Here is a 12,600-nt window from a genome sequence, read left to right as displayed (position 1 = left end):
GATGTAGACATGTCATGGCCCGCAACGGTTTTTCTGGGGATTTTAATCGTTAACATTTTCTTCGGTCTCATTATCATCTTTCGTGAACAAAAGAGTGCGCAAGCAACATGGGCCTGGCTAATGGTCCTTTTTTTCGTGCCAGTAATCGGGCTCATCATTTATTTTGTATTCGGTCGTGAACTTCGGAACAGTTCATGGAATGAAGATTCACTTTTCAAAACGAATGCGCTTCTTCTACATCAACGTGAAGAGATTCAAGAGGAGACACTGTATCGGAATTCACCAAGCATGGATGGATTAGAAAGTCTCATTTATATGCACATTCACCACAGTCATGCGCCACTTACGTATGCACAGTCCGTAGACTTGTTAACAGACGGTGACCAGAAGTTCGAATCACTGTTCAACGACATTCGTGAAGCGACTGATTATGTTCATGTGCAATACTTTTCCATAAATACCGATGAACTTGGATCAGCCTTTATTCAGTTGCTCACCGAAAAAGCAAAAGAAGGCGTACAGGTGATGTTGTTGTATGACGGACTCGGTTCATGGAAAGTGACGAATCGCTTCTTAAAAGACTACTTAAACGCTGGTGGCAAGTCCCGCGTATTCTTCCCACCACGTTCAATGTTCACGTACGGGAGCTTAAATCATCGCAACCACCGGAAGCTTGCAATTATTGATGGATCTATCGCTTACATCGGAGGATTTAATATCGGTGATAAGTACAACACTGACGAAAGTGGTCTTGGCTTTTGGCGAGACTCACATTTAAGACTTACAGGGAGTGCTGTTCATCATTTGCATGATCAATTTATCTCTGACTGGAACAAAGGTCAAAAAGAACCTGCCCCAGAGTTTGAGAATTACGAAGTCCCAGTCTCATCATCCTTAAAAGGCGGCGTGCCTATGCAAATCGTCGCAAGCGGACCAGGGTTTGAGACGGACCAAGTGAAAAACGGCTTCATTCAAATGATCCAGCGAGCGAAACGTTACATTTACATTCAGACTCCTTACTTTATTCCTGATTTCGGTTTGCTAGATAATCTACGCGTTGCGATTATGAGTGGCATCGACGTACGCATCATGATTCCAAACAAGCCCGATCATCCGTTTATCTATTGGGCAACGTACTTTTATATCGGTGAACTTCTCAGGCTCGGTGCAACGATTTACATTTATGACAAAGGGTTTCTTCATTCAAAAACGATGGTCGTTGATGATCGGATTAGCACACTCGGCACAACGAACATGGATGTTCGGAGTGTTAGCTTGAACTTTGAAGTGAATACGTTCATGTATGACGAAGAGATGGCTGAGAAAATGCGAAAAACGTTTCAAAATGACCTCGTCGATTGTCATGAGTTAACGCTTGAAGAGTACGAACAACGATCTAAATGGATTCGAGTTAAAGAAAACGTCGCACGATTAATCTCTCCACTACTATAAGAACAGCCGGTTTTGCTTTATGCAAAACGGCTGTTTAATTACAATTGTTTCTGGATGTTTTTATAAGTTAATTCTGTATTGACGATTTGATTACTAAATTGATAATCCCCTGTGTGATACTGTTGCAACGCTGACGTATCCTTTAAGATATTACCCGTTAACACACAAAGTGCCGTTTCATCACGATCAACGATTTGTCGCTCTACGAGTTGCTTTAACCCTGCAACGGTAGCCGCAGATGCAGGTTCACACCCAACTCCACTTTGATCGATTACCGCTTTTGCATCAAGAATCTCTTCATCTGTAACTGCAACGGTAACGCCGTCAGTTGCAGTTAAGACGTTCTTCGCTTTCTTCCAGCTAGGTGGGTTTCCGATGTTTAGCGCACTCGCAACTGTGTTCGGATCGCTTTCCGGAACAAACTGCTCCGCTTTTTGGTCCATCATCTTATGGAAGGGACTTGCTCCTTCTGCTTGTACAATCGCAACACGCGGCAATCGATCAATAAACCCAAGTTCATATAAATCCTTTAATCCTTTTCCGAGTGCAGTACTGTTAGAAAGCGCCCCTCCAGGAACGACAATCCAATCCGGCAATTGCCAATTTAAATAATGCGCGATTTCAAATATAATGCTCTTCTGGCCTTCAATTCGGAAAGGGTTAATCGAGTTACATACATATAACCCTAACTCCTCACTATGCGCTTGTAAGAAGTTGATGCCCTCATCATACTTTCCTTCTGTACTAAACACTTTCGCGCCGTATGCTAGCGTCTGCATCACTTTATTCATCGAAATGTTCTTGTTAGGAACAAACACGAATGATTTGGAACCGGCCATTGAACTATACATTGCGAGTGACGATGACGTGTTCCCAGTAGATGTACACGTAAATTTGTCATAGCCAAGTGACTTCCCGTGGGACACCGCAACAGCCATCCCATTATCTTTAAACGAGCCACTTGGGTTCTCACTTTGAGCTTTTAAATAGACAGGTTGGTTCAAACCGACATAGTCTTTTACCGATTGAACGTTATAAAGACCTGTGTTGCCTTCGTACTTCGTGACCATATGTTCTTCGGCTAACTCAGGAAAAATCAGCTCTTTATATCGCCAAACACCACTAGCATAAGGTGTCATCCGCTCTGATAACCGTTCATTGAACGTTTGCTTTAACTGCTCCGTATCGACTTGTTTAAAATCATGCACAATGTCAAACAATCCACCACATTCACACTGGTATTGGAACTGTTCCATTGCGTACTCTTTATGACAATCCACACATTGTAATTTCATGATGATCCGCTCCACCTTTGTTTATCCTTTACTCTAGCATAGTGAAGGATAATATAGAAAGCAATGGATATTTTCAGAAATCTTCATGACTCAAGTGACTTTTTCAATTCAATTTTTTCTTGTGGTTCATGGAATTGCATGCTCGTATTGTTACTTTCAATACTTAAACTAATGACTAGAGCAACGATCAATGAAATAATGGCTAATTTCTTGTTCATGTCTTTCTCCTTCATTTCGCTCTCACTACCTATAGTCGCCACTTTCCATAAAATGTTACAAAAAATCCGCTGAGAAAAATCTCAGCGGATTTGCTTACTTCGTATCATCTTCGTTTTTATTTGTTTCTTCATCACTCTCGTCAATTAATTCTTCTGGCATTGTTTGTTCAAATTCTTCACGTTTCTCTTTAAGTTCTTCTTTAGATTCTTCCAAGAAGGTCGGCTCGTACTCTTTATGCTTACTCTCTAATCTGAGAATATCGTACTCACCACTTAACGCTTTGAGTAAAGATATTGCCATCAACAAGACGACAAAGGTGAACGGGAATGCAGCGATCAACATGGCCATTTCTAAAGCTTGAAGTCCGCCTGATAACAATAGCGCCGCAGCTGTTGCTGAAAGAATAACACCCCAGATAACTTTGATCTTCACTTGCGGGTTCAAACGACCACCTGTCGTTAACATCCCTAAAACAAATGTCGCAGCATCTGCTGACGTAATGAAGAATGAAGAAATCAGGAGAATCGCAATACCCATAATAACTGGACTCCAAGGATACTGTTCTAAGAAAGCAAACAGTGCTACTTCGTTTCCTTGTTCGCTTACAATTTCATAAAGTCCACCATTTAATGCGTTGTCCATCTCAATACCTGCAATACCAAAGATTGAGAACCAAACTGCACTAAATAACACTGGAACGGCTGTAACACCAATGACAAATTCACGAATGGTACGTCCTCTTGAAACTCGTGCAATAAACGTACCTACAAAAGGAGACCAACCAATCCACCAAGCCCAGTAGAACAATGTCCAGTCATTTAAGAACTCACGTTCACCTTCAAAAGCGTTCATTCCAAGCGTCATACTTGGGATGCTCTGAATGTAACTTCCGAGCGTGGTTGTAAATGCTTCAATCATTTGTATCGATGATCCTAAGATGAAGACTAAGATCATCAATGCAATGGCAACAACGATATTCATCCAACTCAAATAACGAATTCCTTTATCAACCCCTGTTGAGGCTGAAAGAATGAAGATAACGGTAACGACAGCGATAACAATCATCGTCGTCATCGTGCTATTCGTAATCCCATCAAATGTATAACTTAAACCCGCTGTAATTTGCGTTGCACCGAGTCCAAGTGATGTGGCAATACCAAAAATCGTTGCAAAAACCGCTAGTACATCAATACTATGACCAAGACCACCTTGTGCACGATGACCAATTAACGGTGTGAATGCTGAACTAATGAGTGCTGGCGCCTGATGACGGAACTTAAAGTAAGCGAGGGTTAGGGCAACGATTGCATATGTAGCCCACGGATGAAATCCCCAATGAAAGAGCGTGTACCTTGTTGACTCTTCAGCAGCTGCTACAGTACCCGGATCAACAGATGGCGGGTTGTGGAAATGCGTTAAAGGCTCGGAAATACCGAAGAAAACAAGCCCAACACCCATCCCTGCAGTAAATAAAAATGCAAACCATGTAAAGTAGCTGTATTCTGGCCTTTCGTCAGGCCTTCCTAGACGAATGCGTCCATAAGGTCCAAACACGAGAAACAATGCGAGTAATACAAACAACGTTGTTGCAATAATATATACCCAACCAAAGTTATTCGCGATTAATCCATCAATAAATCCGAGTACCGTTTCAACATTGTCTGGTAAGAATACACCCCAAAGGATGAATACACCGGCAAGTGCGAGCGATACCCAAAAAACGATAGATAACTTACTATTTTTCATAAAGTTTGCTCAATGTCATAAGTGAATCATGACAGCGAGCTTACCACCTTTCCTGTCACTTTGATTTGTAATACGAATGAATTATGTAGTACTTAAATATTAATTCCCACACTACGTTCATTCTTAAACTTGTTTTTCACGATCCATATGAATCATCTTTGGGAAATTGCTCGCGATACCTCTGTATTCGTTCCGGTGCGAATCAGCCATTCTAGAGGTCCATTTGCAAAAAAGCGTAACCAAACATGCGAACAAATAAAACAGATAATCACGATTATAGCGCTAGTGGCAAAAGCTTGTCCTAAGGTGATTAAATCACTTGGGGACAATAACAATAATAAAATGGATTGACCAATATAAATCGTAATTGGCATTTTTCCAATCGGGATAAGAAAACGTAAAGCACTTGAAAATCGAACGATTAAAGCAATATACAAACATGTAAAGATAGGCCAAAGCATAAATGCACGATCAGCAAATGTTGCATGTGCTATTGGTTCATAAAGCTGAATTGAAAAACTCGGTGCGATATTTACTAAATAAATGAAAGCAATTACTGCGAATAGGCCGCTGACTACAACCAATCGAGTGACAATTGTTCGCGAAATCCGTTCAAAGATCCGATACTTACCAACCGCCAGTCCTAAAATCATGAGCGGCAGTGGCAAAAGAAACTTTATTGTTGTCACTGTTGCTACAACCGTACCGAGTATTCCTACGGTTAGAAGCAACGGTTTTGGTAGCTTCATACAAGGTAGTAAAACGATTCCGTATACGCCATACAGCAATAACACGTCCCCTGGATTGATCATCATGTGCATCATCCGAGTAAAACGAGGATACTTAAGCGCTTGGCATACCTTATAGATACCACATCGACAAGCACTTTCTTTCGATCAAAGAATAGGAAAAAACTTAACCCAAACAAAAATGAAAAGATTGAGATGAAACGCCCTTCCATTAGAATAACAACTGAACGTTCCAACCAAGCATTCAGTACTTCATCTGTGTACACAAATTTCCCCTGAAAGAAAATCATCATATTCACAAAAGGTAAGCCACAAAGTGCAAACCCGCGAAATTGATCGATGACGTCAAGGCGCTGATGCACGTTGTGACCCCCTACTCTTCTTTTTTCGGCTCAATATGCACATGGGCATGCTCAATTTCATGTTCAGTTTTTAGATTCGTTTCGACTCTCTCAGCAATTTCATGACTATCTTCTACAGATAAATCTGGGTCCACTTCAATGATGACTTCTGCATGAACCGCACTTCCAAGCTTTCTCGCTCGAAGCATCCGTAACCCTTGCACATGATCTAGTTCCTCAATGGTGTCACGATAGTTCGATAAATGTTCTTCGTCAAATCCATCTGACAACGAATGGGCAGCATCCTTAAAGATCTGCCAAGCCGTATGACAAATCACAAGACCGATGAGCAACGCTGCTAATGAATCGACCCACCCTAAATGAAAGTAAGCACCGATAATCCCGACAAACGCCCCCACACTCACATAAGCATCGACACGATTGTCTTTTGCTACTGCCCGCAAGGCCTGACTATCGACACGCTTCGCCAGCTTCGTGTTATACATTGAGACGAAAAACATAATAAACGCGGCACCAATCGCCACCCAAGCAGCAATTAAGCTCGGTGATTCAGTCCTCGTTTCACCAAACAATGACGTCCCTGCTCCCCATAACACTTGGAAGCCAACGAGCATAATAATAAATGCAGCAAGCAAGCTTGCAATGTTCTCGGCACGAAAGTGACCGTAAGGATGATCGTGATCTGGCGGCTTTTGGGAGATACGAAGTCCGACGAGCACAGCAACGGACACGACAATGTCTGCTGCGTTATTAAATCCATCGGCAATTAAGGCTTGGGATAAAAAGAGATAACCAATCACCAATTTTACAGAGGCTAAACTTAAATACGCAGCAATACTCACCCAAGCGCCACGCTCACCTTCACGCAAACGTTCATAACGGCCCATTCGCACCCTCCTCTCTAAACACTATCTATATGCATACAGACTACATTTAGTTTGAGGTAAACTTTGATTTTTATTCACGAGACACACTCCACCTTTAAAAACATAAAAACAGCGATAACCTCTCGGTCCATCGCTGTTTCTCATTACACAAACGCTTCATAGATAAGACGGATCGACATAACAATGACTGTCACGAACAATATCCATTTAATCCATTTAGACTGACTCGACATAATAATACTACTTCCAAGCCACGCCCCTGATGCATTCCCTAATGCGAGGACGAGACCTAACCACCAGTTACTTCTCCGTTTATACCAAATACGAGTAAGGAAACAAATATATACAAACCCGTAATCATCACTTTCACACTGTTGGCGTGAATAAACGATAACTGCATAATCAGCATCGCCGTCAGAACAATATAAAAACCTGCACCAACTTGAATAAACCCGCCATAAAATCCAATTGCAAAAAAAGCAATCATTCCTAATACCTTGCGGTTGCTCGAAAGCATGACTCCAGGTGCTTCTCGTTTTGACGGATCCCAGACGATAAATACGATGGTGACGATCATCGTAATCGCAAGAATGAGCTGGAACAATGCATCACTGATTGATACAGCTGCCATCGCTCCAAAGATGGAACCGATAATTGCTGGCAATGCGACAATAGAGCTTACCTTCGTCTCCAACTTTCCTTTGCGTTTAAACGCTAGTACTGCACTCAGACTTTGCACAACAATCGCGACACGGTTTGTTCCGTTCGCTTCTGCAGACGGTAAACCTAAAAAAATTAACATCGGTAATGTCAACAATGAGCCGCCTGCTGAAACGGTATTTATAACGCCCGCAAAAAAACCGACAACAAAAATAACAATATACGCCCACAACTCTAATTCCACATGCATCCCTCATCACACTCTAGCTGTATCATCACTATACCATACACGTACAGCTGACTAAGAGCGCCTTCTGCTGTTATACGCATCAATCGTGCCAAGTTCTTTATTCATTAGAATTTCCATTATCTTTAAATGTTCACGAGTAACGACAAGATCAAGTTCGGACCAAGAAATCATATACACAAAATAAAAAGAACCAATTCGGCGAAACGTAACCAATGAGTCTGGAAACAAATCAAACGTTGCACGAATTTGCCCTTTTCGCCAATAGCCGTAGGAGAGTAACTTCATAGGGACCACCTCGTCCATCCTTTTCCCGATTACACAGGTGGTTAAGCTCAACCTTTTGGATTCCGTAAGCAACTTTGTTTATAATGTAGTGAAAGATGTGGATTGGAGGCAATTGCTTTGAAAGAGATCGTCAAACAAGACGTTCAAACGATCATCGATCGTTATGCAACGAAAAACGTTTATTTACACTTAGAAACAACAAATGGTGCCTACGCTTCTCATTTTGACCAATCCTTTTTTTCAGCTAGTGCTATATACGAAATGCTTCGGTTTCGTACAAGCAAGGAAAGATTCAAGGACAAGGACCGTATCGCGTTGGTTTAGAACTTGAGATTGGTTGGATTTATGCTGAAGGCTTAACTCATTACGTCATCAATGAAAATGACGAATTCATATTGATGGGACTTAATTATGAAGGCAAAATTGCCGTAACCCTACAACTATCTGAACAACCATTTCAACATAATTAAAAGGAGCTTAAACCTATGTATGATGAACGACACGTTCTAGTCATCTTCCCCCATCCAGATGATGAAGCGTATGGAGTGAGCGGAACCATCTCAGGTCAAATTGCAAAAGGAACACCTGTTACGTATGCTTGCTTAACGCTTGGTGAAATGGGGCGAAATGTCGGTAATCCACCAATCGCAACGCGAGAGTCCCTTCGCGATATTCGTAAACGAGAACTCTTTGAAGCGGCAGAATCGATGGGCCTAGATGACCTTAGAATGCTCGGCTACCGTGATAAAACGTTAGAATTCCTCGATGATGGGGTGCTAAAGCAAGTCGTCTTAAACTTGATCGATGAACTTAATCCGAGTGTTGTGATTTCTTTTTATCCAGAACACGGCGTACATCCTGATCACGATGCGACATCTGCAGCCGTTCGCGATGCACTTGCAGAGATTAAAAGCGATAAACGGCCTCGTTTTTGGGGAATCGCCATTACAAAAGATGACCCAGAAATTGAGTATTCCGTGAAACCTTTCATCAATCAAAAAATCAGTACGATTAAAGCACATGACTCACAATTTGGTACGATGTTTCGTGAATACGAAAAACGTTACCTCGCTGGAGAACAAGAAGTATCTGAACGTCTCGAGAATGAGCGCTTTCATGTCTACTCATTTGATGACGAATAGTATCCAACCTTTGGACTGTTTTTACAGCCAAAGGTTTTCTTTTTGTCGAACAATGATTATGTTCAACGCCCGACATGACGCGCCTAACTGTATACCTTTTTCAAATTTGTCATAATATGTCGCAATATGTCAGTCGATTAGGTCAAGGAAATACGAGAGATTTGTTGAAACTTGTTTAGTAAGACCGCTAACTTGAGTAAGGAAGGTGTGCTTTATGTTTAAATGGGTACCTTTTAAAGAGCAAAAGCATATTGAAAAGAAATTACTTAAAATTATGAAGCGACTTAAGATCAAAGAATTTGATTTTAATTGGGACCGCGCTGGCTGTACGATCGTTTTTACATATGGAGAGTATGACTACAAAATGGAGCACTCTGTCCAAAAAGCGAGAAGAAAAGGCATTATATTAAACCATGGACTAGACTGCCTTTCAGAATTGACCTCTTCGCTCGAAATGCTGTCCGAAATTATTGATCGTGGTAATTATGACTTGGAAACGTGGATTCGAGGCATGCGTGAACCGGCAGGAATAACAGAACTCAATGTCATTCGTTCAGACCAAACCGCTTACGGTGAGTAATGAACACTACCCCTTTTGTTTTAAAAGAAACAATTTCGGAAACAGTAGGACAAAAAGGGGTAGATGAATGCGTTCTATTACAATTACCGGTACCATCCTTATTATTACTGGCTGGCTTACACTTGTAGAGTTTGATCATCTGTCTGAAGACGAACGAAAAAAACTGCTTCAAAAAATAAAATCAAATGCTTGGCTTGTTATGCTAATTGCCTTATGCCAATCGGAATCGTCCTCAACGTAATCGGTACGTGGCTTTTGTTTCCACCACTGATTATCACCGGTGCTACATTCATTGTGCTACAAGGAATCATCGTCAGTGTGCTCTTTATGAAACGCAAGCGATGGAAGGGGATTTTGCTCTTAACTGTCATCGGTGTTCTCGCAATCTTTATGTATCTTCCACTCTTCATCCATTGAATCTTGGTGACGCTGTCAGTATACTAGGTTCAGCAACTAGAGGTGATGAAAGTGGAATTTACAATAAAGTTTCTATCTTTTTATGTCATTACGGTCGAAGGTAGTGGTGATGACGCCATTAAACGTTTTGAGCATTTTCAAACGTTTGATACCGATGCTTTTGAAGAAAGTGAACTAAAAGATTTTCTCGATGGTGAATTAAAAAGAATTGTTAATCGAAAAGCTGAACACCATCCGAAATCCGAGCAAACCCCCACCAAAATCGGTCGCTTTATTACAGAAGCAGACTATCCGCTCGATTCGAACCCGAACTATGCACTCTTCCAAAAAACATTGCGTGCACAAACATCTGATGTGTTCAGGCAACATAGTGAAGAATTTGCAAAGCTTTATACAGAAACATCGGCTGTTCGCGGCGGGGTCTTTCTTGTCATGTCTGCCGTCCCAAAGAAATATTACTCTGATGAGTTTGTGTTCATCTTAAAATGCGACTTCGAACAGAAAGTAGCCAGTGTCACCAACTCTTCTTCGCTTTTGAAAAAAATTGAGTACGCAATTACAACGAAGAATATGAAGTCGATTCAATACCCATTTATGATTGAAGAGGGAATGGTACAAACGGCTGAGCTGAAGATTCACCAGTCGTCACACGCGCGCTACTTTCAAGATTTCCTCGCTTTCGTGCAATACGGTGATAGCGTCCCAACTCTTCTAAAGTCAACTGTAAAAGAAATGATGACTGAACATATCTCTGAATCGTTTGATGAGGGAAGTGAGGAAAAAGAACAGTGGGAACGTTCACTTGATGAGTGGCAAACGAGTGATCAGCGCGAAATTACCGAGCAACTCTCAACCCATCAAGTTATTGAAGCTTCTGCACAAATCGTGGAACAAAACCCTGATGCAGAAATTCGCATGAAAATCGGAGAGACAGAAATTAAAGGACCGTTAGCAGAATTTGGGGAATCGATCCATTTAGCGAAAGTAAATGATCGCTATTTGCTTGTCGTAGAGGCCGATCATTTATCGTTTCAAAAAGGGGCAACGCCCATTGAATTTTACAAGCCTGAAGACCTTGTGTCGCTGCTTAAACGAATCCAAGAGCGTAGTTAGGCCACCGTCTATAGCGGTGGCTTTTGCCATAACGCTAACCGTTGGGTGAAATCCCCTACCTCTACCTCAACAAAGCCATGCTTTTCATAAATCGGTATTGCGGCACTTTCTTTAAATACATAGAGACAAAGGTTCTTATTGTCTAGCCGCTGACGCTCAATAATTGATTGCAGTACGTGTTTGCCGATCCCTTGACCTCGATAAGCTGCATGAATATAAAAGTGCTTAAGTTCTGTATCGTACTCATCATCAGGATGAAGGGCAACGCATCCAACCCAATCATCGTTCATGTATAGCATTTTCGTATAGACCGCTTTAAAGCTTTTCCGAAAGAATTCCTTTGTACGATTAAGATCAAGTTCATGTCGTTTGAAATCATGAATCATCGCTGTCGTTCGAAGAGAGACTAACCGTTCAAAATCATCGTTTGTTGCATCTTTGTATTCAATCATTTAAGAACCTCCGTCTTCACATGGCAGTCTAATTCTAGTTGCATCGTTTCAAACGTTTACGAATAATTATGATAACGATGAGGGGAGACAAACGTGTATGAATCTACCTGTTGATTTGATCAAATCACAAACATTACCTGCACTTTTTCTCGATGTTGATGCACTAAACCGAAACCTCAATGCGATCGCAAACCGGAGTCAAGGGAAGACGATTCGTCTTGCCACAAAATCAATTCGATCGTTGCCATTGCTTAAACATATCATGAAATCTTCTCAAACCTATCAAGGTGTGATGTCTTATTCTGTTGAAGAAGCGAATTGGTTATACGCTGAAGGCATTGATGATATTCTCGTCGCTTACCCTTCTACAGATCGCCATGAACTGCACAAGCTCACGCGTCACATGAAAACCGGAGCGAACATTACTGTCATGGTCGATGATGACGAACACCTTTCTTTTCTGCAAGCAATTGCTCATGATGAACAAAGTCAATTCTGTATTTGCATTGATGTTGACATGAGTACGAATTTCAATGGATTTCATTTCGGTGTAAGGCGTTCACCACTACGCACTACAGAAAAAGTCGTACAGTTCGCGAAAAGAATTCAGAATTATCCTAATTTAAAACTCATCGGTATCATGGGTTATGAAGCGCAACTTGCTGGCGTGACCGATTACTCCGACCAGTCTATCAAAGATTTTGCCATTAAACGATTAAAAAAAGCAAGTGTAAAACAGGTGCATTCGAAACGGCAACAAGTCGTAAAAGCTTTGCGCAAAGAAGGCATTAAGCTATCCTTCATCAATGGCGGTGGCACTGGCAGCTTAATGACAACTGCACAAGATCCCTCTGTGACTGAATTGACGGTCGGATCTGTCTTTATCAGCCAACATTATTTGATCACTATTCATCCTTTCAATACGACCCCGCTCTTTACTTTGCACTGCCGGTCGTACGAAAACCTACAAGTCAGATTTATACGTGTCTAG

At 41.4% G+C, this 12,600-nt stretch carries 15 protein-coding genes and 1 pseudogene; 7 read left to right on the top strand and 9 right to left on the bottom strand.

Annotated features, from left to right (window positions below):
• Positions 1 to 9: 9 nt before the first annotated feature.
• Positions 10 to 1,452 (top strand): cardiolipin synthase, encoded by a 1,443-nt coding sequence (gene cls, locus JCM19038_RS11500; RefSeq protein ID WP_042418030.1) that lies wholly within the window; start codon positions 10 to 12, stop codon positions 1,450 to 1,452.
• A 38-nt stretch (positions 1,453 to 1,490) separates the two neighbouring features.
• Here the strand turns inward: cls and thrC are convergent, their stop codons facing one another.
• The 8 genes from thrC to JCM19038_RS11465 form a co-directional block, all read right to left on the bottom strand.
• A complete protein-coding gene (thrC, locus tag JCM19038_RS11495) occupies positions 1,491 to 2,747 on the bottom strand; it encodes a threonine synthase (protein ID WP_042418028.1) in 1,257 nt (418 codons plus the stop codon).
• Positions 2,748 to 2,830: 83 nt separating this feature from the next.
• Positions 2,831 to 2,965: a hypothetical protein gene (locus JCM19038_RS24455; RefSeq protein WP_255343372.1), complete on the bottom strand. Its 135-nt coding sequence runs from the start codon at positions 2,963 to 2,965 to the stop codon at positions 2,831 to 2,833.
• A gap of 94 nt (positions 2,966 to 3,059) precedes the next feature.
• On the bottom strand, positions 3,060 to 4,712 hold the full coding sequence (locus tag JCM19038_RS11490) for a BCCT family transporter (protein WP_042418026.1): 1,653 nt from the start codon (positions 4,710 to 4,712) through the stop codon (positions 3,060 to 3,062).
• A 152-nt stretch (positions 4,713 to 4,864) separates the two neighbouring features.
• Positions 4,865 to 5,527 (bottom strand): DUF418 domain-containing protein, encoded by a 663-nt coding sequence (locus JCM19038_RS11485; RefSeq protein WP_193745114.1) that lies wholly within the window; start codon positions 5,525 to 5,527, stop codon positions 4,865 to 4,867.
• Positions 5,528 to 5,532: 5 nt separating this feature from the next.
• Positions 5,533 to 5,823 carry a hypothetical protein gene (locus JCM19038_RS11480; protein ID WP_042418020.1) on the bottom strand — a complete coding sequence of 97 codons (291 nt, stop codon included), beginning with the start codon at positions 5,821 to 5,823 and terminating at the stop codon, positions 5,533 to 5,535.
• 11 nt (positions 5,824 to 5,834) lie between these two features.
• Complete coding sequence (locus tag JCM19038_RS11475) at positions 5,835 to 6,710, bottom strand: cation diffusion facilitator family transporter (RefSeq protein WP_042418017.1); 876 nt, start codon at positions 6,708 to 6,710, stop codon at positions 5,835 to 5,837.
• Positions 6,711 to 6,999: 289 nt separating this feature from the next.
• The gene (locus JCM19038_RS11470; RefSeq protein WP_052361531.1) at positions 7,000 to 7,614 is read right to left on the bottom strand and encodes a sulfite exporter TauE/SafE family protein; all 615 of its coding nucleotides are present in this window, start codon (positions 7,612 to 7,614) and stop codon (positions 7,000 to 7,002) included.
• A 57-nt stretch (positions 7,615 to 7,671) separates the two neighbouring features.
• A complete protein-coding gene (locus JCM19038_RS11465; RefSeq protein WP_042418014.1) occupies positions 7,672 to 7,905 on the bottom strand; it encodes a hypothetical protein in 234 nt (77 codons plus the stop codon).
• Positions 7,906 to 8,007: 102 nt separating this feature from the next.
• Here JCM19038_RS11465 and JCM19038_RS11460 point away from each other — a divergent pair.
• The 5 genes and pseudogenes from JCM19038_RS11460 (at position 8,008) to JCM19038_RS11445 (ending at position 11,157) form a co-directional block, all read left to right on the top strand.
• Positions 8,008 to 8,375 (top strand): annotated as a pseudogene (locus JCM19038_RS11460) (DUF1806 family protein).
• A gap of 15 nt (positions 8,376 to 8,390) precedes the next feature.
• Positions 8,391 to 9,047, top strand: a complete 657-nt coding sequence (gene bshB2, locus JCM19038_RS11455; protein ID WP_042418011.1) for a bacillithiol biosynthesis deacetylase BshB2 — start codon at positions 8,391 to 8,393, stop codon at positions 9,045 to 9,047.
• Positions 9,048 to 9,261: 214 nt separating this feature from the next.
• Entirely contained in the window at positions 9,262 to 9,627 is a 366-nt protein-coding gene (locus tag JCM19038_RS11450) for a hypothetical protein (RefSeq protein ID WP_052361528.1), read from the top strand.
• 67 nt (positions 9,628 to 9,694) lie between these two features.
• On the top strand, positions 9,695 to 9,868 hold the full coding sequence (locus JCM19038_RS22860) for a hypothetical protein (protein ID WP_193745113.1): 174 nt from the start codon (positions 9,695 to 9,697) through the stop codon (positions 9,866 to 9,868).
• A gap of 227 nt (positions 9,869 to 10,095) precedes the next feature.
• The gene (locus JCM19038_RS11445) at positions 10,096 to 11,157 is read left to right on the top strand and encodes a DUF3900 domain-containing protein (RefSeq protein WP_042418008.1); all 1,062 of its coding nucleotides are present in this window, start codon (positions 10,096 to 10,098) and stop codon (positions 11,155 to 11,157) included.
• An 8-nt stretch (positions 11,158 to 11,165) separates the two neighbouring features.
• Here JCM19038_RS11445 and JCM19038_RS11440 read toward each other — a convergent pair whose 3' ends face one another.
• Entirely contained in the window at positions 11,166 to 11,609 is a 444-nt protein-coding gene (locus JCM19038_RS11440; RefSeq protein ID WP_042418005.1) for a GNAT family N-acetyltransferase, read from the bottom strand.
• 97 nt (positions 11,610 to 11,706) lie between these two features.
• Between JCM19038_RS11440 and JCM19038_RS11435 the strand changes: the two genes are divergently transcribed.
• The gene (locus JCM19038_RS11435) at positions 11,707 to 12,600 is read left to right on the top strand and encodes an alanine racemase (RefSeq protein ID WP_238554394.1); all 894 of its coding nucleotides are present in this window, start codon (positions 11,707 to 11,709) and stop codon (positions 12,598 to 12,600) included.

The organism is Geomicrobium sp. JCM 19038 (genome assembly GCF_000698125.1).
Classification (GTDB): Bacteria; Bacillota; Bacilli; order Bacillales; family Marinococcaceae; genus Geomicrobium_A.
Note: the sequence above shows the minus strand (reverse complement) of the source record. Positions and strands in the feature narration are given on the sequence as shown.